At 71.2% G+C, this 24,381-nt stretch carries 22 protein-coding genes and 1 tRNA gene; 12 read left to right on the top strand and 11 right to left on the bottom strand.

Features of this window, described 5'->3' with window-relative positions; genetic code table 11:
• Nucleotides 1-6: 6 nt before the first annotated feature.
• Nucleotides 7-924: an NAD(+) diphosphatase gene (gene nudC, locus ACH45N_RS05690; protein ID WP_397391974.1), complete on the bottom strand. Its 918-nt coding sequence runs from the start codon at nucleotides 922-924 to the stop codon at nucleotides 7-9.
• Between the two features lie 114 nt (nucleotides 925-1,038).
• On the opposite strand from nudC, the gene ACH45N_RS05695 reads away from it, so the two are divergent.
• Nucleotides 1,039-1,956 carry a phosphotransferase gene (locus ACH45N_RS05695; RefSeq protein ID WP_377228225.1) on the top strand — a complete coding sequence of 306 codons (918 nt, stop codon included), beginning with the start codon at nucleotides 1,039-1,041 and terminating at the stop codon, nucleotides 1,954-1,956.
• A gap of 6 nt (nucleotides 1,957-1,962) precedes the next feature.
• Here the strand turns inward: ACH45N_RS05695 and ACH45N_RS05700 are convergent, their stop codons facing one another.
• Nucleotides 1,963-2,232 (bottom strand): mycoredoxin, encoded by a 270-nt coding sequence (locus ACH45N_RS05700; RefSeq protein ID WP_020016326.1) that lies wholly within the window; start codon nucleotides 2,230-2,232, stop codon nucleotides 1,963-1,965.
• A gap of 88 nt (nucleotides 2,233-2,320) precedes the next feature.
• Here ACH45N_RS05700 and ACH45N_RS05705 point away from each other — a divergent pair, with 88 nt between their 5' ends.
• Nucleotides 2,321-4,336 (top strand): ATP-dependent helicase, encoded by a 2,016-nt coding sequence (locus ACH45N_RS05705; RefSeq protein ID WP_397391977.1) that lies wholly within the window; start codon nucleotides 2,321-2,323, stop codon nucleotides 4,334-4,336.
• A gap of 500 nt (nucleotides 4,337-4,836) precedes the next feature.
• The gene (locus tag ACH45N_RS05710; protein ID WP_285103255.1) at nucleotides 4,837-5,202 is read left to right on the top strand and encodes a WhiB family transcriptional regulator; all 366 of its coding nucleotides are present in this window, start codon (nucleotides 4,837-4,839) and stop codon (nucleotides 5,200-5,202) included.
• Nucleotides 5,203-5,210: 8 nt separating this feature from the next.
• Here ACH45N_RS05710 and ACH45N_RS05715 read toward each other — a convergent pair whose 3' ends face one another.
• Nucleotides 5,211-6,266, bottom strand: a complete 1,056-nt coding sequence (locus tag ACH45N_RS05715) for a ThiF family adenylyltransferase (RefSeq protein WP_397391979.1) — start codon at nucleotides 6,264-6,266, stop codon at nucleotides 5,211-5,213.
• 150 nt (nucleotides 6,267-6,416) lie between these two features.
• Between ACH45N_RS05715 and ACH45N_RS05720 the strand changes: the two genes are divergently transcribed.
• Nucleotides 6,417-7,850 (top strand): zinc-dependent metalloprotease, encoded by a 1,434-nt coding sequence (locus tag ACH45N_RS05720; RefSeq protein WP_397391981.1) that lies wholly within the window; start codon nucleotides 6,417-6,419, stop codon nucleotides 7,848-7,850.
• Between the two features lies 1 nt (nucleotide 7,851).
• Here ACH45N_RS05720 and ACH45N_RS05725 read toward each other — a convergent pair whose 3' ends face one another.
• Nucleotides 7,852-8,394 carry a SprT-like domain-containing protein gene (locus tag ACH45N_RS05725; RefSeq protein ID WP_285103261.1) on the bottom strand — a complete coding sequence of 181 codons (543 nt, stop codon included), beginning with the start codon at nucleotides 8,392-8,394 and terminating at the stop codon, nucleotides 7,852-7,854.
• 139 nt (nucleotides 8,395-8,533) lie between these two features.
• Here ACH45N_RS05725 and ACH45N_RS05730 point away from each other — a divergent pair, with 139 nt between their 5' ends.
• Together ACH45N_RS05730 and ACH45N_RS05735 are read left to right on the top strand one after the other, a co-directional pair.
• Nucleotides 8,534-9,634 (top strand): PDZ domain-containing protein, encoded by a 1,101-nt coding sequence (locus tag ACH45N_RS05730; RefSeq protein WP_397393803.1) that lies wholly within the window; start codon nucleotides 8,534-8,536, stop codon nucleotides 9,632-9,634.
• 141 nt (nucleotides 9,635-9,775) lie between these two features.
• Nucleotides 9,776-12,790 carry a UPF0182 family protein gene (locus tag ACH45N_RS05735; RefSeq protein ID WP_397391984.1) on the top strand — a complete coding sequence of 1,005 codons (3,015 nt, stop codon included), beginning with the start codon at nucleotides 9,776-9,778 and terminating at the stop codon, nucleotides 12,788-12,790.
• 31 nt (nucleotides 12,791-12,821) lie between these two features.
• On the opposite strand, the gene ACH45N_RS05740 is transcribed toward ACH45N_RS05735, so the two are convergent.
• Nucleotides 12,822-13,670, bottom strand: a complete 849-nt coding sequence (locus tag ACH45N_RS05740; protein ID WP_397391986.1) for a nicotianamine synthase family protein — start codon at nucleotides 13,668-13,670, stop codon at nucleotides 12,822-12,824.
• A gap of 111 nt (nucleotides 13,671-13,781) precedes the next feature.
• On the opposite strand from ACH45N_RS05740, the gene ACH45N_RS05745 reads away from it, so the two are divergent.
• The 3 genes from ACH45N_RS05745 to ACH45N_RS05755 all read left to right on the top strand — a co-directional run bounded on the left by ACH45N_RS05745 (nucleotide 13,782) and on the right by ACH45N_RS05755 (nucleotide 14,931).
• A tRNA-Met gene (locus ACH45N_RS05745) sits at nucleotides 13,782-13,855 on the top strand.
• Between the two features lie 53 nt (nucleotides 13,856-13,908).
• Nucleotides 13,909-14,136, top strand: coding sequence for a hypothetical protein (locus ACH45N_RS05750; protein WP_397391988.1), 228 nt, complete (start codon nucleotides 13,909-13,911; stop codon nucleotides 14,134-14,136).
• A gap of 93 nt (nucleotides 14,137-14,229) precedes the next feature.
• Nucleotides 14,230-14,931: a GNAT family N-acetyltransferase gene (locus ACH45N_RS05755; protein WP_397391990.1), complete on the top strand. Its 702-nt coding sequence runs from the start codon at nucleotides 14,230-14,232 to the stop codon at nucleotides 14,929-14,931.
• A 581-nt stretch (nucleotides 14,932-15,512) separates the two neighbouring features.
• Here the strand turns inward: ACH45N_RS05755 and ACH45N_RS05760 are convergent.
• Nucleotides 15,513-16,340, bottom strand: a complete 828-nt coding sequence (locus tag ACH45N_RS05760) for a GNAT family N-acetyltransferase (RefSeq protein ID WP_397391992.1) — start codon at nucleotides 16,338-16,340, stop codon at nucleotides 15,513-15,515.
• A 392-nt stretch (nucleotides 16,341-16,732) separates the two neighbouring features.
• Entirely contained in the window at nucleotides 16,733-17,419 is a 687-nt protein-coding gene (locus ACH45N_RS05765; RefSeq protein ID WP_397391994.1) for a nitroreductase, read from the bottom strand.
• Nucleotides 17,420-17,506: 87 nt separating this feature from the next.
• Between ACH45N_RS05765 and ACH45N_RS05770 the strand changes: the two genes are divergently transcribed.
• On the top strand, nucleotides 17,507-18,103 hold the full coding sequence (locus ACH45N_RS05770; RefSeq protein ID WP_397391996.1) for a TetR/AcrR family transcriptional regulator: 597 nt from the start codon (nucleotides 17,507-17,509) through the stop codon (nucleotides 18,101-18,103).
• A gap of 140 nt (nucleotides 18,104-18,243) precedes the next feature.
• Here ACH45N_RS05770 and ACH45N_RS05775 read toward each other — a convergent pair whose 3' ends face one another.
• Both ACH45N_RS05775 and ACH45N_RS05780 read right to left on the bottom strand, forming a co-directional pair.
• On the bottom strand, nucleotides 18,244-18,534 hold the full coding sequence (locus ACH45N_RS05775) for a hypothetical protein (protein ID WP_397391998.1): 291 nt from the start codon (nucleotides 18,532-18,534) through the stop codon (nucleotides 18,244-18,246).
• Nucleotides 18,535-18,711: 177 nt separating this feature from the next.
• A complete protein-coding gene (locus tag ACH45N_RS05780; protein WP_397392000.1) occupies nucleotides 18,712-19,848 on the bottom strand; it encodes a glycosyltransferase in 1,137 nt (378 codons plus the stop codon).
• 778 nt (nucleotides 19,849-20,626) lie between these two features.
• Between ACH45N_RS05780 and ACH45N_RS05785 the strand changes: the two genes are divergently transcribed.
• The gene (locus tag ACH45N_RS05785) at nucleotides 20,627-21,955 is read left to right on the top strand and encodes a glycosyltransferase (RefSeq protein WP_397392002.1); all 1,329 of its coding nucleotides are present in this window, start codon (nucleotides 20,627-20,629) and stop codon (nucleotides 21,953-21,955) included.
• A 231-nt stretch (nucleotides 21,956-22,186) separates the two neighbouring features.
• Here the strand turns inward: ACH45N_RS05785 and ACH45N_RS05790 are convergent, their stop codons facing one another.
• Nucleotides 22,187-23,137 (bottom strand): cupin domain-containing protein, encoded by a 951-nt coding sequence (locus tag ACH45N_RS05790; protein ID WP_397392004.1) that lies wholly within the window; start codon nucleotides 23,135-23,137, stop codon nucleotides 22,187-22,189.
• A 101-nt stretch (nucleotides 23,138-23,238) separates the two neighbouring features.
• On the opposite strand from ACH45N_RS05790, the gene ACH45N_RS05795 reads away from it, so the two are divergent.
• A complete protein-coding gene (locus ACH45N_RS05795; protein ID WP_397392006.1) occupies nucleotides 23,239-23,661 on the top strand; it encodes a nitroreductase/quinone reductase family protein in 423 nt (140 codons plus the stop codon).
• A gap of 225 nt (nucleotides 23,662-23,886) precedes the next feature.
• Here ACH45N_RS05795 and ACH45N_RS05800 read toward each other — a convergent pair whose 3' ends face one another.
• Complete coding sequence (locus tag ACH45N_RS05800; protein ID WP_397392007.1) at nucleotides 23,887-24,261, bottom strand: nuclear transport factor 2 family protein; 375 nt, start codon at nucleotides 24,259-24,261, stop codon at nucleotides 23,887-23,889.
• Nucleotides 24,262-24,381: the final 120 nt, after the last annotated feature.

Raw genomic sequence — 24,381 nt, forward strand, 5'->3', positions numbered from 1 at the left:
GCGCCGTCAGGCGCCGATCGGCCCGCCGAACCACTCCTCGATCAGGGAGCGCGCGATCGAGGTGTGCCCGGGCAGGCCCAGGTGTCCGTCGGCCACCGCGGTGGCGACCTCGTCGCGGGTGAACCAGTCGGCCTCGGCGATCTCGTCCTCCTGCCGGACCAGCCTCGTGGTGGTCGCGCGGGCGCGGAAGCCCAGCATGAGCGAGGCCGGGAACGGCCACGACTGGCTGCCGCGGTACTCGATCGACGCCGGGTCGAGGGTGACGCCGACCTCCTCCGCGGTCTCGCGCGCCACGGCCTGCTCCAGGCCCTCGCCGGGCTCGACGAAGCCGGCCAGCACCGAGCGGCGGCCCATGTCCCACTGCGGGCCGCGGGCCAGCAGCAGGCGGTCGTCCGCGTCGGTGATCGCCATGATCACCGCGGGGTCGGTGCGCGGGAAGTGGTTGGACTCGTCCGCCGGGCAGTGCCGCACCCAGCCGCCCTGCCGCACCTCGGTCCGCGTGCCGCACAGCGGGCAGTGCGTGTAGACCGCGTGCCACTGGGCGAGGGCGACGGCCTCGATCACCAGCCCCACCTCCAGGTCGCCCGCGTCGAGCGAGCGGATGCCGGTCCACTCCGCGTCGAGGTCGGGCTCCGGCACGGGATCCGACCCCGGCGCGCGGCCGCCGTCGTCCAGGGCGACGGCGAGATGGGCGACGTCGCCCACCTCCCCGAGGAAGAGAAGCGTGCGAGCGGCCAGGTGCGCGACGTCGTCGGGCGCGAACAGCGCGAGCCGCTGCCCGGACGTGGCCACCCTCGTGCCGCGCACCACCAGCACCCGCGTGGACGGCTCCTTGAGCAGGTCGTCGAGGAGACCGGGCTCGGCGCGCCGGTGCGCGGCGCGGTCGTGGGCGGCGCGGGCGAAGGGGAGGTCGAGAGGACGCACGGGACGACGTTAGTCGCCTGCGGGAGCCCGCGACGCCAGACGTCTCGCGCGGAGACGCCGGACACGCCACGGTCCTGCCCCGTCGTGCGCCGGGCGCTGCTCTAGGGTGAGCACGTGTCCCGCACGCCCCTCGCTCTCGCCGCCCTCTCCACCGCTGCCGTGCCGGGTCTCGACGCCCGGTCTGTGCGCGTCGGAGACCTCGCCGGCGACTACGACGTCGCCGTCGTGACCGGCGCGGACGACCAGGAGTGGGTGGTGCGCGCGCCCCGCACCACCGTGGCTGGGGCCGCCCTGGAGGCCGAGATCGAGCTGCTCGACGCGCTCCGGCTGTACATCGACACGGGCGTGCTCCCGTTCGTGGTGCCGCAGGTCGCGGGCTACGCCCTCCTGCCGGAGGGCGGCCGGGCCGTCGTGCACCGCCGCATCATCGGCGACAACCTCGACGTCGAGGTCCTGGAGCAGGGTCCCGGGCTGGCGGCCGACCTGGGCCGGGCCATCGCGGCGATCCACGAGCTGCCGACGTCGGTCGTCGAGACGTGCGGCCTGCCCAGCTACACCGCGTCCGAGTACCGCGAGCGTCGGCTCACCGAGGTGGACGAGGCGGCCAGGACCGGCCGCGTCCCGCCCACCCTGCTGCGCCGCTGGGAGACCGCCCTGGAGGACGTGTCGCTGTGGCGGTTCAAGCCCGTCGTCACGCACGGTGACCTCGCGCCCGACCAGCTGCTCGTGGACCGGCAGCGCGTCGTCGCGGTCTCCGGCTGGGCGGAGGCCCGCGTCGCGGACCCCGCGGACGACCTCGCGTGGCTCATCGCCGCGGCACCGATGGAGGCCGTGGACTCGATCATGGAGGCCTACCAGCTGCGCCGCAAGGAGCTCACCGACCCCCGGCTCGCGGAGCGGGCCATGCTCGTGGGCGAGCTGGCGCTCGCACGCTGGCTCCTGCACGGTGTGCGGCACCGGCTGCCCGAGGTGGTCGAGGACGCCACGTCGATGCTGGAGGACCTGGACGAGGCGACCCTCGACGAGGCCTGACCGCCGTCAGGCCGCCAGGGCCTGCTTCACCTGGGCGAGGCTCGGGTTGGTCGCGGCGGAGCCGTCCGGGAAGACCACGGTGGGCACGGTCTGGTTGCCGCCGTTGACCTGCTCCACGTAGGCGGCCGCCTCGGGCTGCTCCTCGATGTCGATGACGGTGTAGCCGATGCCCTCGGAGTCGAGCTGCGTGCGCAGCCGCCGGCAGTACCCGCACCAGGTGGTCGAGTACATGAGGACGGTGCCGTCCTCGGGAAGCGGCGTGGTCGTCTCGGACATCTGTTCTCCTTGTCGGTGGTTGCTGCGAGAATCGCAGACGATGCTCACCCAGACCAACTCCGCCGACGGTTCGAATCATCCTGGACCGATGAGCCCCGACGCGATCCTGACCGCCCTCGATCCCGAGCAGCGTGAGGTCGCGCTCGCGCTCAACGGGCCCGTGGTCGTGCTGGCCGGAGCGGGTACGGGCAAGACCCGCGCCATCACCCACCGCATCGCGTACGGCGTCCGCATCGGCGCGTACAAGCCGACCAGCGTGCTGGCGGTGACGTTCACGGCCCGCGCCGCGGGGGAGATGCGCACCCGGCTGCGGGGGCTCGGGGTCCAGGGGGTGCAGGCCCGGACGTTCCACTCCGCGGCGCTGCGGCAGCTCGGCTACTTCTGGCCGCGGGTGGTGGGCGGCGCCCCGCCGCGGCTGCAGGAGTTCAAGGCACCGATCATCGCCGAGGCCGCGCGGCGCGTCGGCCTGAGCGTCGACCGCGTCGCCGTCCGCGACCTGAGCAGCGAGGTGGAGTGGGCCAAGGTCTCGCTGGTGGCCGCGGACGACTACGAGAAGGCGGCGTACCGGACGGGCCGCGAGGCGCCCTCGGGCTACGACGCCCAGGCCGTGGCCCGCCTCATCACCGCCTACGAGGACGTGAAGACGGAGCGTGAGCTCATCGACTTCGAGGACGTCCTGCTGATGCTCGCCGACATGCTCAACAGCCACAAGATCGTGGCGGACGAGGTGCGCTCGCAGTACCGGCACTTCGTGGTCGACGAGTACCAGGACGTCTCGCCCCTGCAACAGTTCCTGCTGGACCAGTGGCTGGGTGGGCGCAGGGAGCTGTGCGTCGTGGGCGACCCGTCGCAGACCATCTACTCGTTCACCGGCGCCACCCCGCGCCACCTCCTCGACTTCCGGCGCACCTTCCCGGAGGCGCAGGAGGTGCGGCTCGTCCGCGACTACCGCTCCACGCCCCAGGTGGTGAACCTCGCCAACGAGGTGCTCAAGCGGGCGGGCCGGGCGGGCGGCGCGCACCAGGCGCTGGAGCTCATCGCGCAGCGCGAGCCGGGTCCGGCGGTCGCCTTCACGGCGTACGACGACGACGAGGCCGAGGCGAAGGGCATCGCCGCCCGGGCCGCGCGGCTGGTCGCGTCGGGCGTGAAGCCCAGCGAGATCGCCGTGCTCTATCGCACCAACGCGCAGTCGGAGGCGTTCGAGGCCGCGTTCGCCGACGCCGGTGTGGGCTACCTCGTGCGCGGCGGTCAGCGGTTCTTCCAGCGCAAGGAGGTGCGGGACGCGCTGGTGCTGCTCCGGGGCGCGGCCCGCTCGGCCGACCCGGCGGCGTCCATGCCGGACCAGGTGCGCGACATCCTCGCCGCCGCCGGGTGGGCCGACCAGCCGCCGTCGTCGCGCGGCGCGGCGCGGGAGCGCTGGGACGCGATGCAGGCGCTCGTCTCGCTCGCCGACGACCTGGCGGCGGCCGCGACGCCGGACAGCCCCGCGACCGTGTCCGCGCTCGTGGCCGAGCTCGACGAGCGGGCCGCCGCGCAGCACGCGCCGACGGTCGAGGGCGTCACGCTCGCCTCGCTGCACGCGGCGAAGGGCCTGGAGTGGGACGCGGTGTTCCTCGCCGGGATGAGCGAGGGCCTCATGCCCATCTCGCTGGCGGAGACGGACGACGCGGTGCACGAGGAGCGCCGGCTGCTGTACGTGGGGATCACGCGGGCCCGCGAGCACCTGGAGGTGTCGTTCGCCCGTTCGCGCAACCCGGGCGGGCGGGCCACGCGCAAGCGCACGCGGTTCCTCGACGGGCTCTGGCCGGACGAGCCGCGCGCGCCCCGCGCCCGGACGGCGCCGAAGGGGCAGGCCCGGGCCCTGCTCACCGACGAGCGTGACACCGCGCTGTTCGACGCCCTGCGCGAGTGGCGGCGGGAGGTGGCTCAGGAGACGGACAAGCCCGCCTACACGGTGCTCACGGACGCGACCCTGGCGGCCATCGCGGAGATCCGACCTTCGGGCACGGCCGAACTTGCTCGCGTGAACGGGATCGGTCCTGCGAAGATCGACAGGTACGGCCCCACGATCCTCGCGATCGTGGCGAACGCACCGGCTTCTTGAGCGGTTTCGGACCCCTCCCGGGGTGGTCCGAAAAACTTCTCAAGAAAGTTTGGAAAAAGAGTTGGCTCGCCACGGCGGCCCGGCATAGTGTTCACATGTCCCTGACAGCAGTGGGCGAGATCGAGAGATCTGGCCCGGATTCGAGTGAGGAGGTGGGTGCATTGGAGATGAACATGATTCCGCAGACGGATCTGCAGGTGTGCAAGCACGTGCTCGGCTACGAGCCCGTCCCGGCCACTGGCGCAGCTCTGCCTTTCCGCGCGCGCACTCACCGCGGAGGCGTCAAGCCGTCCGCTCTCGCACCCGACTCCGCATCTCCAGGAGACTCACCGGTCTGACGACCGAAGAGTTCCAGGCCGCGGAGTCCACCTAGGACCCGCGGCCTTCATTCTTGCCCGGAGATCCGGCCCCACCTCGGCCGGCCCGGCAAGGATCTAGCCCCTGGGTCCTGCACCACCAACGTTCATCGACGACGTTCCTTCAGGACACAGGAGACAACCGTGCGCCTCACTGCGCTCCTCGACACTCTTCCCCAGGGCGGCTCGGGCCCCTGGGACCCGCCTCAACACCCCGCCACGAGCGGGACCGGTTCGGACTCGGCGGAGTTCAACCGGCTCATGGACACACTGCTGCCGTGCCGTACCAACGACCCGGAGCTGTGGTTCGCCGAGCACAGCACGCAGGTGGAGCAGGCCAAGGCCCTCTGCCGCACGTGCCCCCTCATCGAGGGCTGCCTCGCGGGCGCCCTCGACCGCAACGAGCCGTGGGGCGTCTGGGGCGGCGAGGTCTTCGTGGACGGCGCCGTCGTGGCCCGCAAGCGCGGTCGCGGCCGGCCCCGCAAGTCGGAGAACGTCGCAGCCGCATGACCCGCGGGTCAGGCCGCCCGGACCGGCAGGACCACGCACCCGCACCGCGGGTGCGGCTCCGCCGGCCGGGCGCGGGGGATCCCTGCCGGGAGCGAGATCTCCAGGCACGCACCGACGGCCGCCGGCCGGTGCCCGTCCAGCTGGGCGAGCACCTGGCCCGCGGCCGTCGCCGCTGCCACGGCGGCGAGGGTCGCCTCGTGCGTCGGCTCCGGCGTCTTGCGGAGCTGGGCCGCCAGTGCCGGCCATTCCCGGTCGGCGTCCGCGTGGGCGAGGTCCACGCAGCTCACGCAGGCCGACCGCCCCGGCCGCACCAGGGGGCCCACCACGACGTCGGCCTCGCGCACCACGACCGGCAGGTGCGGCACCCCGAGGCCCAGCAGCCGCTGGTACCGCGCCGGGTGCGCGGCATGGGGCTCGGTGACCACGACGACGTCGAGGGCCGCCGGGTCCGGCCCGGCGTCGTCGTCCACCCGGACCGCGACCCGCGGCGAGCGTTCCGCGAGCAGGGCCTGGACCGCCAGGTCGCGCGCCTCGCCCACGTCGGACGCCCGTAGGCCGCCCAGCCCGACGTCGGTGGTCTGCACCGGCAGCGGGTCGCTCAGCACGAGGCCGCCCACCCCCGCCGTCGCGAGGTGCAGCGCGACCGCCGTCCCCAGCCGGCCGAGCCCGACGATCCCGACGACCCGTCCCGCGCGCTCCGCGAGCGTCGCGAGCCCGGCGCCGTCGGGCCGCAGCATGCCGAGCGCCGTCGCGTCCGCCGCCCCGTCCGCCGGGGCGGTCACCACGCCGACGGCGCCGGGGACCGGGACGAGCACCCCCGCCCGCGACAGGGCGGCCATGATCTCGTCGCGCCGCTCGACCCCCACGCCGCACCGCGCGGCCGACTGCTCGACGGTCACGTGCCGGCGCTCCGCGATCTCCTCCAGCCAGGACTCCTCGGCCGGCGCGAGCCCGGACAGCACGAACGACCAGCGCGGGTCCGAGCCGCACTGCACCTGGCCACCGCCGCGGGTGAGCACGGGGGTGCCGGGCCGGAGCCGCAGGGCGGGGGTGCGCTTCTTCATGCCCACCACGATGCCTGACGGCGGCGCGCCGGGGCCGTTGTCCACAGGCCCGGAGGCATATCCAAAGCATCGGGCGGTCCGGAAGTTCCCGGCTGCGCCCAGAGCCAAATGGACGGCGCAACCCTTGCCGACCCGGTTACGGTGAACACTATGAGCGACCAGCACCAGCCCGGCGATACTCCGCAGTCGTGGGAGGAGATGCTGCGCTCCATGCTCGGCGACGGCGCAGACGAAGTGATGGCCGAGATGCGCGAGCGCGGCATCGACCCGACCGCGCTCGGCGGTGCGCCGGACCCGGTGATGATGCAGTACGCCCTGGCCCAGGTGCAGAAGATGCTCTCGGCCGAGGGCGCCGGACCGGTCAACGCGGACGTCGCGCACGACGTCGCGCGGCAGGTCGCGGTCAGCGAGGGCGACCCGTCCCTGACCGGCAAGCAGGCCAAGGACGCCACCGACGCGCTCGGGGTGGCCGAGCTCTGGCTCGACGCCGTGACCGACCTCCCGCCCGCGGGCGGCACCCGGCGCGCGTGGAACCGGTCCGAGTGGGTCGAGGCCACGCTCCCGGTGTGGAACGAGCTGGCCGCGCCCGTGGCGTCCTCCGTCTCGGAGGCGCTCGCCACGGTGCTGCGCGACCAGCTCCCCGACGGCGTGGACGACGGCGAGGCCGTGCCGGGCATGCCGGCCGGCGTGCTGCACGGCCTGGGCGGCTCCATCGACCCGGCCCAGATGATGCGCCGCCTCGGCTCGGCCGTGTTCGGCATGCAGGTGGGGCAGGCCGCGGGCACGCTCTCGCGCGAGGTGTTCGGCGCCACCGACGTCGGCCTGCCGCTGCTCGACAGCCCCGACACCGTGCTGCTGCCCACCAACGTGGCCGAGTTCGCCGACGGCCTGGACGCCCCGCTCGAGGAGGTACGGCAGTTCCTCGCCGTGCGCGAGGCGGCGCACGCGCGCCTGTTCACCCACGTCCCGTGGCTGCGCTCGCACCTGCTGTCGATCGTGGAGCGGTACGCGCGCGGCATCACCATCGACCTCGACGCGCTCGAGGCCCAGGTGCGCGACATCGACCTCGCCGACTCGGACGCGCTGCGCAGCGCGCTGTCGGGCGGGGTCTTCGGCCTGCAGAACACGGACGAGCAGAAGGCCGTGCTCCTCAACCTGGAGACGACGCTCGCGCTGGTCGAGGGCTGGGTGGACGAGGTCAGCGCCATGGCCGCGCTGCCGCACCTGCCGCACGCCATCCCGCTGCGCGAGATGATCCGCCGGCGCCGGGCCGCGGGTGGCCCTGCCGAGCAGACGTTCTCGACCCTGGTGGGCCTGGAGCTGCGGCCGCGCCGGTCGCGTGACGCCGCGACCCTGTTCGCGATCGTGGCCCGCGCCCAGGGGACCGCCGGGCGGGACGCCGTGTGGGACCACCCGGACCTGCTGCCCGGCACCGAGGACCTGGACGACCCGTCGGGCTACCTGGTGCGTCGCGAGGCGGCGGAGAACGAGCACGCCGACGTGGACGCGGCGCTCAAGGAGATCTTCGGCGAGGAGGAGCAGGGCCCGCGCGAGGAGCAGGGCCCGGGCGAGGCGGACAAGTAGCTCAGTCCTCCTCGTCGTCCGGGGTGGCCTGGCCGTTGTCGTCCTGCGTGAACGAGGCGCCCTCCAGGAAGCCGCGCGCGCGGTCCGTCCGGGGGTAGACCTCGAGGATCTTCCAGAACTCGGGGCCGTGGCCGGCATGCAGGAGGTGCGCCAGCTCGTGCAGCAACACGTAGTCGAGCACCCAGGACGGCATGCCCTGCAGCCGGGTGGAGATCCGGATGGAGCCGTCCAGCAGCGTGCAGGATCCCCAGCGCCTGCCCTGGTTGGCCGACCACCGGACGCTGGAGGGCCGGGCCCTGCCGCCGAGGTACTTGGCGGAGAGCTCGCCCGCGCGGTCCATGAGCTCCTGGTCGGACGGGCGGCGCCGCCGCTCCTTGTCCTCGAGCCGGGCCACCATCTTCGCCACCCACTCTCGTTCCTGAGCCCGAGAGAAGCGCGCAGGAATGGCGACGATGGTCCGTCCACCGTCGCGGTATGCGCTCACCGTGGCGGTGCGACGGCGGCTCCGGCGCACCTCCACGGACGTCAGGGCGTCGTGGGCCACGGCACGACCGTACCGGTTATCGGCGTCAAGGTGGGGTATAACACACCGTTCAAGTGGAAAAACTTTGCCTACGGGGCCGTCCTCGGGCGCGATTCACGGAACCCCCAGGCAAGTGAGGAATGATGGGCCGGTGACCGACATGCGCGACCTCCAGCACGCTCCGCAACCCGAGCCGTCACCGTTCGACCAGGCGGTGGACAGCCCCGCGCCGATCACGCGCCGCACGGTCACTCTGGGGGTGTCCTTGCTGCTCACGGCCGTTCTGGCCGCGCTGGCCCTGGTCGTGCCCACGCCCTACGCGATGCGTTCGCCGGGGCCCACCGAGGACACCCTGGAGCGCAACCTCATCCAGATCGAGGGCGCCCGCACGTACGAGTCCACGGGGCAGCTGCGCCTGACCACGGTGTCCGTGCTGGGCGGGCCGGGCTACCCGATGATGGCCGGCCAGGTGATCCAGGGCTGGCTGGACCCGCGGCGCTCGGTGCTCCCGGTCGAGGCGATCTTCCCGGAGGCGACGACCAAGGAGGAGCAGCAGGAGGTCAGCCAGGCCGAGATGGTCTCGTCGCAGGAGTCGGCCACGGCCGCGGCGCTGACGGAGCTCGGCTACGACGTGCCCGCCGTGCTGGACGTCGCCGGCACGGAGCCCGGGTCCGGGGCCGAGGGCAAGCTCAAGGAGGGCGACGTCATCACGGAGTTCCAGGGTGAGCCCGTGGGTACCTACGCCGACCTCATCGACGGCCTCGCCGGGACGACCCCGGGGGACGACGTGACGCTCGGCGTGCAGCGGGGCAAGCGCACCATGGACGTCACCGTCACGACCGCCGACAACGGTCAGCGGGCCGTGCTCGGCGTCTTCATCGACCCGCACTACGACTTCCCCGTGGACGTCTCCATCGAGATCGAGGACATCGGCGGACCGAGCGCGGGCACCATGTTCGCGCTCGGCATCATCGACAAGCTCACCCCTGAGGACGAGGCCAACGGCGAGATCATCGCGGGCACCGGGACCATGAGCCCGGAGGGCACCGTGGGTCCCATCGGCGGCATCGAGCAGAAGCTGTACGGCGCCGTCCGGGACGACGCCGAGTGGTTCCTCGCACCGGCGGACAACTGCGACCAGGTGGTGGGCAACGTGCCCGACGGGCTGCGTGTGGTGAAGGTGGCGACGCTGGCCGAGGCGCGCGACGCCGTCGAGCAGATCGGGCGTGGTGAGGGAGCCGACCTGCCGACGTGCTCCTGACGCTCGCGGGCGGGATCCCGGGCGTTGACCGCGTGTTGCACATCTGGAGGATGTGGGAACCTTGTGGTGGGAACCTTGACCAGAGCCTGGCCGTTCCACCTGCGTACGGCCCAACCATTCATGACGTGAGGTAACGCAGAAGTGTCCTTCGCCGCAGCACCTCGTCGCCCATCCGGCGGCGCACCCCGAGCCCGACGACGCAGTCCCCTGGGGGTGGCGGTCGTCGCGGTCGCCGTCGTCGTCGCGGCCCTGCTTCTCCTAGCGCAGTTCTGGACCGAGGTCATGTGGTTCGGGCAGCTCGGGTTCTCCCGGGTGATCTGGACCGAGTGGGGGATGCGCGGCGCGCTGTTCGCCGTCGGCTTCCTGGTCATGGCCGGCGCAGTGTTCTGGTCGTTCACCGCGGCCTACCGCTCGCGCCCCGTGTACGCGCCGAGCACCCCCGAGCAGGCCACGCTCGACCAGTACCGCGAGGCGGTCGAGCCGCTCCGCCGGGTCGTGATGATCGCGGCCCCGGTACTGATCGGCTTCTTCGCGGGCGTCGCGGCGTCGGCGCAGTGGCGCACCGTCCTCCTGGCGTTCAACAGCGAGCCCTTCGGTGAGACGGACCCGCAGTTCGGCATGGACCTCGGGTTCTTCGTCTTCCTGCTCCCCGCGCTGCGGTTCGGCGTCGGGTTCCTCATCTCCGTGGTGGTGATCGCCGGCATCGCCGGGGTGATCACGCACTACCTGTACGGCGGGCTCCGGGTCGGCCCGGCCGCCGCCGGCGGCCCCCGCACCACCCCCGCGGCGCGCATCCACCTGGCCGTCATCGGCGCGGTGCTGCTGCTGCTGATCGGTGCCAACTACTGGCTGGACCGCTACTCGATCCTGACCAACGCGGGCGACCGGTTCGACGGCGCCTCGTACTCCGACGTGCACGCCGTGATCCCCGCCAAGGGCATCCTCACGGTGGTCGCGATCTTCGTCGCCGCGCTGTTCGTCGTCACCGCGTTCCGCGGCGACTGGCGCCTGCCGGCGATCGGCGTCGGCCTCATGGTCGTGTCCGCCATCGCGATCGGCGGCATCTACCCCGCCGTCGTCCAGCGCTTCCAGGTGAACCCGAACGCGCAGGAGCTGGAGAGCGAGTACATCCAGCGCAACATCGACGCGACCCTCTCGGCCTTCGGTATCGACGACGTCGAGAAGGAACCGTACGACGCCACGACCGAGGCGGAGGAGGGTGCCCTGCGCTCGGACGCGGACACCGCCGCGTCGATCCGCCTGCTGGACCCGCAGATCGTCTCGCCGTCGTTCCGCCAGCTCCAGCAGAACAAGCAGTACTACAACTTCAACGACTCCCTGTCGGTCGACAAGTACGAGATCGACGGCGAGTCCCGCGACACCGTGATCGCGGTGCGCGAGCTGAACCTCGACGGTCTGGGCCAGGACCAGCGCAACTGGGTCAACGACCACACCGTGTACACGCACGGCTACGGCGTTGTCGCCGCGTACGGCAACCAGCCGGGCCCGGACGGACGCCCGGCCTTCTTCGAGGGCGGCATCCCGTCCCAGGGCGCGATCAGCGACCTCGAGGGCGAGTACGAGCCGCGCATCTACTTCAGCCCGAGCACCACCACCTACTCGATCGTGGGCGCGCCCGAGGGCACCAAGGCGTGGGAGCTCGACTACCAGGCCGACGACGCGGACGACGGCGGCCAGGTCAACACCACGTTCACCGGTGACGCCGGGCCCGACGTCGGCTCGTTCGGCAGCAAGCTGCTGTACGCGCTGAAGTTCGGCGAGGAGCAGCTGCTGTTCTCCGACCGGGTCACGAGCGAGTCGCAGATTCTCTACGACCGGGACCCGCAGCAGCGCGTCAGCAAGGTCGCCCCGTGGCTCACGCTCGACAACCGGGTCTACCCGGCGGTCGTGGACGGCCGCGTGAAGTGGATCGTCGACGCGTACACCACGAGCGACGCCGTCCCGTACTCGACCTCGACCCCGCTCGACGAGGCGGTGGCGGACACGCTCACCCAGCAGGCCGGCGCCCCCGTCGAGCTGCCGGAGGAGGTCAACTACATCCGGAACTCGGTGAAGGCCACGGTCGACGCCTACGACGGCTCGGTCGACCTGTACGCGTGGGACGCCGACGACCCCATCCTGAAGGCGTGGAGCAATGTCTTCCCGGGGTCCGTGAAGCCGATGGACGAGATCTCCGGCGACCTCATGAGCCACCTGCGGTACCCGGAGGACCTGTTCAAGGTGCAGCGCACCCTGCTCAGCCAGTACCACGTGACCGACTCCGCCGAGTTCTTCTCGGGCCAGGACTTCTGGAACAACCCGACGGACCCGACGTCGGAGGCGACCACCGCCCCGCTGCAGCCGCCGTACTACCTGACGCTGCAGATGCCGGGCCAGGACGAGTCCACGTTCTCGCTGACGTCGACGTTCATCCCGGGCGGTAACACCGACCGCGAGGTGCTCACCGGGTTCCTCGCGGTGGACGCCGACGCGGGCAACGAGGCGGGTACCAAGGCCGAGGACTACGGGAAGCTACGCCTGCTGGAGCTCCCACGGGACACGACTGTCCCCGGACCGGGTCAGGTGCAGAACAACTTCGACTCGAACCCGACGATCTCCGAGCAGCTGAACATCCTGCAGATCGGCGCGTCCACGGTGCGCCGGGGCAACCAGCTCACCCTGCCGGTCGGCGGCGGTCTGCTGTACGTGCAGCCGGTCTACATCCAGTCGACCGGCGGCACGCAGTTCCCGCTGCTGCGCAAGGTGCTCGTGGCGTTCGGTGACGACATCGGGTTCGCCGACACGCTCGACGAGGCGCTGGACCAGGTGTTCGGCGGCGACTCGGGTGCCCAGGCCGGCGACGCCGGTGCGGCGGCCGAGGACGAGGCGCCGACCGCCCCGCCCACGGGCGAGGGCGACACGGGCACCGAGCCGACGCAGGAGCCCAGCCAGGAGCCCAGCGGCGAGTCCACGCCGGACAGCACCGAGGCGCCGTCGTCCGAGCTGGACGCCGCGCTGCAGGACGCTCGCGCCGCCATGGAGGACGCCAACGCCGCCCAGCGCGACGGCGACTGGGCCGCCTACGGCGAGGCGCAGGACCGGCTGCAGAAGGCACTGGAGGACGCGATCGCGGCGGAGGAGGCCCAGCAGGGCTGATCCTCCCGCTCGCCCCCGTCAGACCTGCAGGTCACTTCGGTGACCTGCAGGTCTGACTCTTTGAGGCGAGGCGGCGGGCCACCACCACCGAGTTGATGACGTCGTCGGTGGGGTGCACCACCTCCAGCACCTCGAATCCCGGCATGGCCCCCAGGTCGACGGGCGGGTACAGCAGGGTGCGCGCGCCCCGCGCGCTGCGCGCGAGCAGCAGCGCGCCGGGCTGCATGGTGTCGGCCATCCGGCGCAGGATCGCTGCCTTGGCCGACGGCGTCTCGCCCACCAGCGCGGCGAGCACCACGACGTCGTGCTCGGCGAGACCCACGTCGGCGGCGTCGGCCTGCTCGAAGCGGACGGTCGTCGCGCCGAGGCACGCCGCGACCCGGCGTGCCAGCGCCACCGCCGTGGCGTCCCGGTCCAGGCCGACGACGGGGGAGTCGAGCGCGGCGGCGTAGCCCAGGGTGCTCAGGGGGAGCGGTCCGCTCCCGACGACGGCGACCGATCCCGGCGTGCCGCCGCCCGCGTGGGCGATCAGCCGGGCCTCCAGGGCCGTGAGCCGGCGGTAGTTGTCGAGGTAGGGGAACGCGTCGAGGGCGGCGCGGGCGTCGGGCGCGCCGGCGATGTGCTCCGCCCACGCGTGCTCGAGCTCCGTCTCGCCGCGCGCGGAGAGGTCGCGGATGGCGTCCTTGCGACGGTGGACCTCGGGGTGCGCCAGGACGTCCCGGGCCTGCCGGTCGGGCGTCGCGAGGACCGCCTGCACCAGGCCGCCGAAGAGCGCGTTGGTGCCGGGGTCCGGGCGCAGGTGGGGTAGTGCGGCAAGCTGGTCGGTGAGGTGGACGATCCGGTCGGCGGACAGGGTGGTATCGCTCAGCTCCGTCGTCATGGGGACGATGGTTCCACGGCCGGATCGGTTCGACCGGCTGTGACCTGCGTCTCGACCGGGCAGCCCGGTTTGCACTTCGTCGCTCGGGGTGCGTAAAGTAGGGATCACCGACGCGGGGTGGAGCAGCTCGGTAGCTCGCTGGGCTCATAACCCAGAGGTCGCAGGTTCAAATCCTGCCCCCGCTACAAGATCAGGCCCGGGAATCCTTGGATTCCCGGGCCTGAAGGTTTTGTGGAACGTGAACACCACAACAGAAACTCAACTGATTGAGCTGCTGCGCGGCAGCGCCGTGGTCGAGGCCGGTGGCGAACGGTTCGAGCTGCGCACGGGCGGCGTCGCCGTGGAGCACACCGGAGAGCGGCTCACGCTCCTGCGGTCCATGCCGGTTCGCGGCTCTCGTCCGACGCGATGGTGCGTGCGGTCACGGCGACGGGGCACCTGGGGCCACCGCTTCTTACGCTCCTGAAAGAGTCTTCGAGTTGCTGGTGCGGACACCTAGTGTCGAACGCAGGGGCTTCCCACGAGCCCGACACCCCCGCGAAGGCAGAAGGGCCTGACCATGACCACCACCGTCGACCGTGAGCTGGACAACCCGGTACTGCATTCACTGATGGGACCACACCGCGGCGTCGCGCTGCGGGACGGGCGCGCAGCGCGGTTCCACCCGGAGGTCGCGCCGTTCATGGCCGTCCCGGACGGTGCGGACGAAGAGGACTGGCGAGGGCTGGCACGGCTGACGCGCGGTGTTCCTGGTCTGATCTTCCGGCCCGCTGCTGATCTGCCGACGGACTGGAAGATCCTCCATCGGATCGAGGGAGTCCAGATGGTCGGCCTCAAGACACGGGCCTGGACCGCGGAAGACATCAGCCTCCTCGGCCCGACGGACATACCAGAGATGCGTGAGCTCGCTGCGGTCGCTGAGCCGGGCCCTTTCGGCGCTCGGACGGCGGAGACCGGGACGTACTTCGGGATCCGCAAGCAGGGGCGGCTGGTGGCCATGGCCGGTGAGCGCTTTCAGACTGACCACTGGGTCGAGGTCAGCGCGGTGTGCACGCACCCGGACTGGCGTGGTCGTGGGTACGCGACGAAGCTGGTCGCGGCACTCGCCGACCATGTGCGTGGCCGTGGGAAGGAGCCGTTCGGGCACGTCGTCGGGGCGAACACGAGCGCCCTGAGGCTCTACGAGGAGCTCGGGTGCCAGGTACGGCGCAGCGTACAGGCCACCGAAGCGGTCCCGCTGGACTCGGCCCCGCCGATGTGACCGCCGGGTTCCAGCGAGTCCTGACGACGTGGTACGACCTGGTCGCGGGCGGTCCACTCTGCGTGTGGTCCGATCAGCGGTTCCGGGCGAGCCTTCGGTAGCGCCGCTGACAGCCGGGCAGCGGCCACAGAGGGACCGCTCGCGGCCATTCCCCCCGCGGAACCAGGCATCCGAGCCGCCGTCCACCGTGATGACACCGCCGCCCAGGTACGCGGCAGCCGGAGACAACATCATCATCACCCGTCGGCCAGGTGGTCCGGGCCACCCACCCCCACCAACCGGAAGGGGGTAGGTCCGAAACGCCTTGGCCTGCCGTCGGACGGGAGAGTTCCTCGGCAAGGAGCGGAGTCCGGACCGGTCCCGGGGCCAGAACATTCAGGCGGATCCCGGCACCCGCCCACCCCGGGGTCGCGGCTGTTCGCTGCGCCCACCTGGGTCACCGCGAGCTACGTGGCGGCGCAGGTGAGGTTCGGTGCGGCCGGTCCCAGCGGCCCCAACCCCCACCCACGCAGCGTGGCAGTCGCCGACCGGGTGGCGGGCACGTTCCTGGGTGGTCTGGGAGCGTACTTCGCCGTGGCCGGTCAGCGAGTGAAGTAGACGACGTCGTCGCCGCTGTCCACGAAGCCCAGCTTCTCGTGGAGCGACCGGCCCATCGCGCTGGACTGCAGGTAGGCGGTGTGCGCGCCCGCGCGCCGGCCCTCTGCCAGGCGGTGCAGCAGCAGCGCGCGGCCCAGGCCGCGCCGGCGCAGGGCCGGGACCGTGCCGCCCGAGTAGATCCCGAGCCAGCCCTGCTCGTCGAGCCAGCTGAGCCCGGTGGCCGCGACCTGTCCGTCGACCACCGCCACGTAGACCCTGGCCGCGGGGTGGGCGAGCACCTCGTCCGTGACGAACGGCCTACCGTGGCTGTCGTCGGTGCCGAAGGACTCGTCCAGCACGCGCGTGAACGCGGCGCGGTCCTCGGGCGTCCGGACCATCCGGAAGGTCGCGGAGGAGAGCGCTGCACCGTCTGGTTCGGGCAGGTCCGCCAGCGAGCGGACCATCGTCGGGCGCCGGAGCTCGCGCAGACCGTGGTCGGCGGCCACCGACCGTTCGGCCCGGGTCGGGCTGTGCCCGACGACCTGCATCGACCATGTCGGCAGGCGCGTGGCGGCGTCCGCCAGCGCACGGTCCAGGTCGGCACGCTCATGTCCCGCCGCGGTCAGCACCAGGCCGTTCAGCATCGGTACCGGCACGGTGGTGTCGATGACGTCCGCCCCCGGGGCGACGGGTGTCACCGAGCCGCCGGGGACGAGGGAGGCCAGGAGCGCCTGGGCGCGCGCCAGGGCCGGTGCGGGTCCGTCCGGCCGGGACCGGCTCGTGTGCTCCTGCTGCGTTCCGTCGGGTACGGGCGTCTCCTGGTGCGTGGTCATGTGCGTGTCCTTTCGACATGGTCGGTCGAGGGTGTCTTGCTGACGGTGGCGGGTGCGCGCAGTGCCAGCACGGCCAGCCAGGTCCACCCGATGATGTTGGTGAGGCGCTGCCAGATGCCGAGGGTCCCGTCCGACCCGAGGGCGACGACGAAGATCAGCGGGACGGAGACACCGACCGCGAGGCAGTACCAGCGCCAGGGTGAGGTGGGTCGCCATCGCGCGGCAGTCCGGACACACCAGACCACAGCGAGCCGCGCAAAACTGGCATGTCGAGAGCGTAGCTACCGGTCGTGCGGATGCCGCAGATCTTACGAAACCGCAAGATACTTGCTCGGGATCGAGGACAGGACCTCCCGCCAGGGTCGTGGGGTGCGCGTCCTCGGGGCGCGTCGTCAGTGGTGGAAGCGCGTCGTCTCGCGCAGCGGCGCGCGACCGACGGCCACGGTGTTGACCGGGGCTGCGGGGTCGGCGTAACCGAACGAGATGCCGAACAGCAGCCTCCCGCCGGTCACGCCGAGCGTCTCGCGCACCGTGTCGGCGTAGAAGCTCAGGAGCCCTTGCGGGCAGCTCGCGACCCCGTGGGCCTCCATGGCCAGCAGCAGCGTCTGCGCATACATGCCGACGTCGGCGGTCAGGCGTGGGTTGCCCGACCCTGGCGCGTACAGCAGGGCGACGTGCGGCGCATCGTAGAAGTTCAGGCTCCGTGCGTCGTACGCGGCGCGCAGGTCGTGTGCGTCGCGTCCGATGCCGAGCGCCCCGTAGACGGCCTCACCGAAAGCCGCACGTCGGCGCTGGTGCACGGGCGTGTAGATGTCCTCGCTGTGCGGCAGGTCGAGGGTGCGCCGACCAGCGCGGTCCGCGGCCAGGAGTGCCTGGGCGAGCTCGTCCCGCGCTGCCCCGCTGACCACCTCGACCTGCCAGGGCTGCGCGTTGCTGTTCGACGGTGCGGCCCCGGCCAGATCGAAGACTGCCTCGATCGTCTCCGCCGGCACAGGGTCAGGCAGGAACGCCCTGGTCGCGTGTCGGCCGCGGATGAGCTGCTCGGCCGTACGGGTGAGGTCGCTGGACACGGTTGCCACCAATGCTCCTAAGTACACGGCTACGTTTACCTGAACCACCGTAATAGACCATCGCGTCGAAGTAAACGCTGACGTATAGTTCATGATGTGAGCGAGACACCCGTGCGCCGGGCCGGGCGAGGAGGACGAGAGCGGGCGCTCAGCGCGGCCAGCAGCCTGTTCGCGAGGCAGGGCATCACAGCGACCACGATGGAGGATGTCGCGGCAGCCGCCCCGGTCTCCAAGCGGACCTTGTACGCGCACTTCCCGACGAAGGAGGCGCTGGTCCTGGCGCAGCTCGATGGCCTGTTGCACTCCGGGTACACGCTGCTCGACACACTGAGGCGTACCGATCTCCCGCCGCGTGACCGCCTCCTGGCGCTGTTCGTCGTGCCAACCAGGTCGGACGGCGCGGTTCGGGGCTGCCCGTTCATCCAGGCAGCGGCGGAGCACCCGGACCCCGCCGACCGCGTGCACGCCCTCGCGCGGGAGCAGAAGCTGGAGATGCTCACGCTGGTGACCGGCATGCTCGACGAGCTCGGGGCCGACGAGCCGGAGTCGCTCGCCGAGCAGCTCGTCACCCTCTCGGACGGGGCGGTCAGCCGCGCGATGGTGCTCGACGATCCCGCCTATGGTCGTCACGCGCGCGCCGCGGCCGAGGCCCTGCTGGAGCACGCACTGCCTGCCGGTGCCCGGCGGGCCTAGTCTGCAGAGGTTGTTCTGGTGCGCACCCTCAGCAGGCACGAGGCCGCCTTCCGGACGGGAGGCCGGGCACGGTCGTGCACCGGCTCGCGCTCGGGCGTGGTGCACTGGCTCATCGGTGCCCTCATCTCGTGGGGACCCGATCAGTCCGTCGACAACTCGGCCCAGGCGACCCTGACCGACGCACGACCGGTCCGAACGAAGTCGGCAAGGATCGTGCGTGCATGGGCAGACGCGATCGTCGTCTCCGGTTCAGCGGTGAAGGTACCGCTGGGGCGCGCGAAACGGACCTCGTCGCCATCGCCCGTCCGACTGTTCCCGACCGCGTAGTGCCCCACGCCGTCGTGGTGCAGCAGGACCCGGGTCAAGGTGGGGTGCCCCACCAGGAACTGCACCATCAGGGGACGATCCAGTGGAAGCTCGGCGTCCCACATGTCGACCTCCAACGGGCTGCCGACGAGGCCCGCGTGGATCTCAGCGAGGTCATAGGCCTGTCGAGCGCCTTCGACGTCGTGGATCTCCAGTCGGGTCGTGCCGTGCGTAGGCGTTCCCCAGGACGCGAGGTAGGAGCGTGTGATGTCGTCACCCGTTCAACTCGGAGCCAGGTCGGACTATGGCCACGGGTTCGTGATCTCGGCGATCACCGTGGCGGGGTCCGGACGAACGGCGATCTCGTCGGCGATCGCCTGCGCCCGCTCGCGGTACGCGCCGTTCCCGAGCACGACCGCGACGGCCCCGGCGATCTCGTCCGCCGAGTCGGCGATGACCGCCACCCCGGACGAGGCCGCGCGGGCGGCGTTGATGGGCTGGTCCGCGCCCTGCGGCCAGAGAACCATGGGCAGACCGTGGACCAGGGTGCCCAGGACGGTACCGACGCCACCAGCGCCGACCACGAGATCGACCCGGTCGAGCAGCTGGGCAAGCGGGACGAAGGGCACGTACTGCACGCGCGCTGAGTCCGGCTCCGAGAACGTCTGGCCCTCCGTGGGGTGCCTGAGGGACGAGCCGATCGTCGCGATCACATTGACTCCGGCATCCGCGACGGCCGCCACCGTCGCGGCGAGCGTGTCCGGGTCGGAGAAGATCGTGCCCAGAGTGACCAGCACCGTCGGCTTGTCGTTCGGCCCGGACAGCTCGAGGTCGGCGTCCTTCGACCGTCGGTGCGCCTGCGGCCGGACCGGCCGAACCGCAGTGGTGGGAGACCAGTCCGGGTCCTGCAGCAACGGCGGGCACGGGTCGATATAGCTCGACACCGCTACCGGTTCGAGACCGAGCCGCTCGTAGCGGGCCAGGGCAACACGATGGATCTCGTCGCCGATCACCGCCGGCACAGCCGGACCTATGCCGGCCTGGTGCCAGTCGATGCCGAGCCGCGCCGCGACGATCGGGCCGACGGCGTCGAACGGCTCTGCGATGATCAGCTCCGCTCCCCAGGCGGCGGTCCGTTCGATGCTCTCGTCGATCGCGAGGTCGACGCGGGAGCCGCCGAAGATCTCACCGATGACCGGCGGGGTCGGATGAAAGACGTCGGCGCCGGTGCGGCGGGCGGCGTCCTCCGAGAAGTCGCCCGGCATCGCGCCCGCTTCGAGGAGCTCCACCTCCACGGGAAGCTCCTCGCCGAGGTCGGCCCGGAATCCGGCGCTCGTCAGCATCCCGACCGAGTGGCCGAGGCCGACCGCTGCCTGCATGAGCGGGACCAGAGGTAGGGCGTGGCCGTACGCAGGCACGGCACTGAACAGGATTCGCATGTCTCTCACTCTCGAGACGGCGGCGGCGAGGGGTCGCCCGGTTTGGGGCCGGCGGCATGCGAGAGGCATCCAACATGCCGCCGGCGTCCCAGAACCTAGACACGGCCGATCCCCAGGTCGGGGAGTCTTTCAACACCGTAAGAACTCGCTCGCCCGGAAGTGCGCCGAGGTGAGGCCGGCGCCATGCGGGAGGCGACACACATGCCGCCGACGTGCCCGAACCTGGGCGCGGCCGAACTCCGGAACGGGAAGTCCTGCAGCACGTAAGAACTCCGGGTTGCGCTGCGAGGACGGCGTTCCCGGCGACGCCCGGTGGGGTTCTTACGCTCCTGTAACACCTCGGCTGCGGCGTTCCCGCGTGACTACCGTTCCCGTCGGCAGCTGTCGACCCGTGAGCTCACGGGTCGTGGCCGTGCGTGGTCCTGGGTACGGCGAGCAGCGCCGGCGCCGCACGGACCAGAGAGGACGAGAACGATGACCGGTCAGGGCAGAGGACACGCCGTAGTCATCCGCGGGAGCGTCGCGGGGCTGACCGCGGCCGGGCTGCCTGCGGCCGCTCTCCCCGCCGCCGCAGATCCGGTGTGAGCTCGTCCAGGGTCCCTGGCCGCGCCATGCCTCCCTCGGCCACCGCGACGAAGCACTCACGGTGCCGGGTCTCCATGCCGCATGTTCCCCACGAACCCCCAGCATCAGCTGCGCCAATCCGGGCACTACGTGGTCTCGACATGGTCGCCACGAAGCCGGGACGGGCGGCCACACACAACAGAGAGACAAGACAATGACACGGATCATCGTTGCCGCCACGTCCATCTACGGACACGTCGCTCCCATGCTCACCGTCGCGAAGGACCTCATCGCACGGGGTCACGACGTCACGTTCGTGACCGGCTCGGCGTACCGCGAGGTGGTCGAGGCGACAGGAGCCACCTTCGCTCCGGTCGCAGGTGCGGCTGACATCGACATGGGCGTGGAGGTCAACCGGCCCGAGCGGCTCGCGCTCGCGCCCGGCATCGAACAGTTCGCCTACGACATGCGGGCCCTGTTCATCGACGCGATCCCCGAGCAGTTCCGTGTGCTGGACCGCCTGCTGGCCGAAGCAGGCGAACCCGTTGTGCTGGTGCACGAGGTGTGGTTCTGGGGAGGTGTGCCGTTCTCTCTGGGTGCGGCAACCCCGCACGCACCGTCAGCCACCATCGCGGTCGGCATCACCCAGCTCACGGTCTCGAGCATCGACCTCGCCCCGTATGGTGCCGGCCTGCCACCGGAGCGCACAGAGCTGGGCCGTGCCCGGAACCGGAAGCTGCACCAGCACCAGCTCGCGGGACCGCTGGGGCAGACCCAGCGGCACTACGACGACACGCTCAGAACCCTCGGCGTGTTCGGTGAGGTGCCGTACTTTCTGGACACCGTGGCTCACCATTCCGACCGGTTGCTCCAACTCTCTCTGGAAGAGCTCAGCTATGTACGCCCGGACCTGCCCAAGACCGTAGAGTTCGTCGGCGCGCTGCCGTCGCCGCCGGCGAACGTCGACCTGCCGGCGTGGTGGAACGAGGTCGTTCAGGCGGACCAGGTGGTGGTCGTCACGCAGGGCACGTTCGCCAATCACGACCTTACCGAGCTCCTGGAGCCGGCCATGCAGGCACTCGCGGACCTGCCGGTGCTGGTCGTCGCGGCCACAGGCTGCGATGTCACGCTCACCGACATTCCGGAAAATGCGCGAGTCGCGCAGTACATCCCGTTCGCCCAGCTGCTCCCCGAGACCGACTTGCTGATCACGAACGGCGGGTTCGGTGGCGTCCAGCAGTCCCTCTCCTACGGCGTCCCCATGGCGCTGGCGGGAGTCGCAGAAGAGAAGCTCGAAAGCAACGTCCGGGTCGCTGCCACCGGAGCAGCCATTGATCTGGCGACACAACGCCCCACACCCGCCGCCATCCGCGCCGCGGCGCTGGAGGTCCTCGGGAACAAGGACTACCGCGTCGCCGCCGGTCGGCTGCAGACCCAGTATGCGGAACTCGATCCGCTCGCCGCGGTTGCAGCGACCGTCGACGAACTGTCTGGTGCCGCTGCCACCGACCCGTTCCCTGGCCCGGGTGGTTTCAATCGTTGAGACGTTTGACCATGGGCCGCACCACGTCAGGCCGTTCTCCTGAAGATGCACGACCCCTGGGCCGCGAGGTCGACCTGTGGCACGTGAGCAGTCCTTCCGGATGAGCGGACCGATCTGGCTGACCGGCCGATGTTCGTCCGGACCCGCGACGGATCGAGGCGCACCTGACCATCGTGTGCACCGCACCGCCCCGGGTGTCTGCGGCGATCACGATCAAGGGCAGCACCGGTGTCAGTGTGTCGAAGCGCCGGGGCCCTCGGCCTCGGCTCGGGCGGCGCGCCGGAAGCTGCCGGGAGCTTGCTGCCGGTCTTTTCGGAACGCGCGGCTGAACGCGTACACCGAGGTGTAGCCCACCGCGCGGGCGATCGCTTCCAGGCCGTCATCGGTATCCCGGAGTCGGACCGCGGCCAAGTCCATGCGTAGGCGGGTCAGATAGCGGCCGGGCGTCTCATGGGCAACCGTCTGGAACTTGCGCGCGAGGGTCGTGCGCGAGATCGCGAGCTCGGCGGCGAGCAGGTCGGTCGTCCAGGGTCGGGCTGGATCCCCATGAAGCCTCGACATGGCGTCGCTGACGAGCGGATCGCTCAGGGCGGCCAGCCAGGAGTTGCGGGCCGCGGGCGGGTTCTGGCTCAGCCAGACCCGGAGGAGCTGCACGAGCAGGATGTCGACCAGTCGCCCGAGTACCGTGGTGGATGCGATCTGGGGGTGCGCCAGTTCGCGGGCCAGCAGGCGCACGGTGTCGTCCAGACTGGACCCGCCGTGCTCTGCGCGCAGGTGAACGATCTCGGGGAGCGAGTCGAGCACCTGGATCGATACCGCGGGGTCGTGCTCGTACGCGGCGCCCAGGATGTGGCCATGTGGTTCGCCCGATCCGAAGCGCAGCACGGCGCCCTGCGCGCGAGCCAGTTCGGCGACCTCCTTGCTGCAACGTCCGACCGCGGCGTCCGGGTCGCTGCTCAGGGTGTGCGCGGTCCCGGCGCGCAGCAGCACCACGTCACCGGGCATCAGCTGCTCGGGCGGGCGGCCTGGCAGCCCGAGCCAGGCGGTCCCGGACGTGACGGCGTAGAACGCGGCGGTACCGAGGGGGTTCCAGGAGATGCCCCATGACTCGGCGGCGTCGATACGAGCACCGAGGACGCCGCGAACGCCGGCGGCCATGAGTACCTGGTCGAGCAGGTCCATGTACCGAGAGTAGTGCGACGGCCACAACGAGAAACAATCAGATATCTTTCTGGGTCGTTCAGTCATCGATTCGCGCGCGACGCGACCGTAACGTGGCGTCCATGACAGACACGTTCGACCAGCACGACTTCGACACGACGGTGATCGCCGACTTCCGGGCCAACGGCGGCAAGGTTGGTGGCCTGCTCGATGGCAAGCCGGTTCTTCTGCTGCACCACCTCGGAACCCGGACCGGAGAGGAGCGGATCTCGCCGCTCGTCTACTTCCGCGAGGGCTCCCGGATCTTCGTCTTCGCCAGCGGGAACGGCAGCGACCAGAACCCCGGCTGGTATTACAACCTGCTCAACCGTCCCAGGGTGATGGTCGAGCTCGGCACCGAGGCCTTCGAGGTCACGGCGCGAGTCCTGACCGGTGCGGAGCGTGACGAGTACTACGCCAAGCAGGCCGCGGTGCAGCCACAGTTCGTGGACTACCAGCGCAGCGCGGCGCGGACCATCCCGGTGCTGGAGCTCGTGCGGGACTGACGCTGAACCTGAGCGGCGGCCGAGGGTTTGTCGCAGGCGAACCGTTCTCAGGACGGAACGACCACCGCAATCGTCAACGGATCGACTTCACCGTGCCGACCGGTTCGGTCCAGGACCTCCGGCGTACGCCGTGACGCGGACGGCCCGAGGCTCGTCGCGGCTGATGATGGTGTCCTTGTGCGGGTGGGCATGAGCATGCGGGACGGCCATCGCGCGGCCAGGGACCTAGACGGTCCCGTCGGCTGGGGCAAAGACCGGTGCGATGTCGATGACGACCCGCCAGTCGGCGACCACGTCGCCCTTCCAGCGCAGGATGTCCACGCACGGAACCGTCACGACGGTTCCGTCGAGCCGCGTGTAGTCGACCTGGATGTACGCGACGGTCACATCGGGCTCGGGGTGCCAGAGGTCCTGCACGCGGTGCCGGACACCACTGATCGTCGACCAGAGCTGCGTGCAGGCCGCGCGGACCTCGTCGTGTCCGGTGGCTGCCGGTGCGTTGCCGAAGGTGAGGACGACGTCGGTGCTGAGTCCTGCGACGAAGCCGTCGGCGTCAAGAGCGTCGATCGCTGCGATGGTGTCGTCAAGGGTGCGTGCCATGAAGTGTCTCCTCGTGAGCGGTGCCTGAGCAGGGCAGGCCTCGTGAGTTGCCCCCGCCCGGTTCGTCCCCAGTGGCCGCAGGCGGCCGGATCACGTTAACCGTCCGGCCGTGCCGCAGCC

Source organism: Promicromonospora sp. NPDC019610 (genome assembly GCF_044389365.1).
In the GTDB taxonomy this organism is placed as follows: Bacteria; Actinomycetota; Actinomycetes; order Actinomycetales; family Cellulomonadaceae; genus Promicromonospora.

Coding starts and splice junctions, on each gene's coding strand:
- ACH45N_RS05790 (WP_397392004.1), bottom strand. CDS start 23,137: ATGGACCTGCTCGACCAGGTACTCATGGCCGCCGGCGTTCGCGGCGTC.
- ACH45N_RS05795 (WP_397392006.1), top strand. CDS start 23,239: ATGACAGACACGTTCGACCAGCACGACTTCGACACGACGGTGATCGCC.
- ACH45N_RS05720 (WP_397391981.1), top strand. CDS start 6,417: ATGAGCGACCAGCACCAGCCCGGCGATACTCCGCAGTCGTGGGAGGAG.
- ACH45N_RS05730 (WP_397393803.1), top strand. CDS start 8,534: ATGCGCGACCTCCAGCACGCTCCGCAACCCGAGCCGTCACCGTTCGAC.
- ACH45N_RS05705 (WP_397391977.1), top strand. CDS start 2,321: ATGAGCCCCGACGCGATCCTGACCGCCCTCGATCCCGAGCAGCGTGAG.
- ACH45N_RS05740 (WP_397391986.1), bottom strand. CDS start 13,670: ATGACGACGGAGCTGAGCGATACCACCCTGTCCGCCGACCGGATCGTC.
- ACH45N_RS05760 (WP_397391992.1), bottom strand. CDS start 16,340: ATGACCACGCACCAGGAGACGCCCGTACCCGACGGAACGCAGCAGGAG.
- ACH45N_RS05755 (WP_397391990.1), top strand. CDS start 14,230: ATGACCACCACCGTCGACCGTGAGCTGGACAACCCGGTACTGCATTCA.
- ACH45N_RS05785 (WP_397392002.1), top strand. CDS start 20,627: ATGACACGGATCATCGTTGCCGCCACGTCCATCTACGGACACGTCGCT.
- ACH45N_RS05700 (WP_020016326.1), bottom strand. CDS start 2,232: ATGTCCGAGACGACCACGCCGCTTCCCGAGGACGGCACCGTCCTCATG.
- ACH45N_RS05800 (WP_397392007.1), bottom strand. CDS start 24,261: ATGGCACGCACCCTTGACGACACCATCGCAGCGATCGACGCTCTTGAC.
- ACH45N_RS05775 (WP_397391998.1), bottom strand. CDS start 18,534: ATGTGGGACGCCGAGCTTCCACTGGATCGTCCCCTGATGGTGCAGTTC.
- ACH45N_RS05715 (WP_397391979.1), bottom strand. CDS start 6,266: ATGAAGAAGCGCACCCCCGCCCTGCGGCTCCGGCCCGGCACCCCCGTG.
- ACH45N_RS05780 (WP_397392000.1), bottom strand. CDS start 19,848: ATGCGAATCCTGTTCAGTGCCGTGCCTGCGTACGGCCACGCCCTACCT.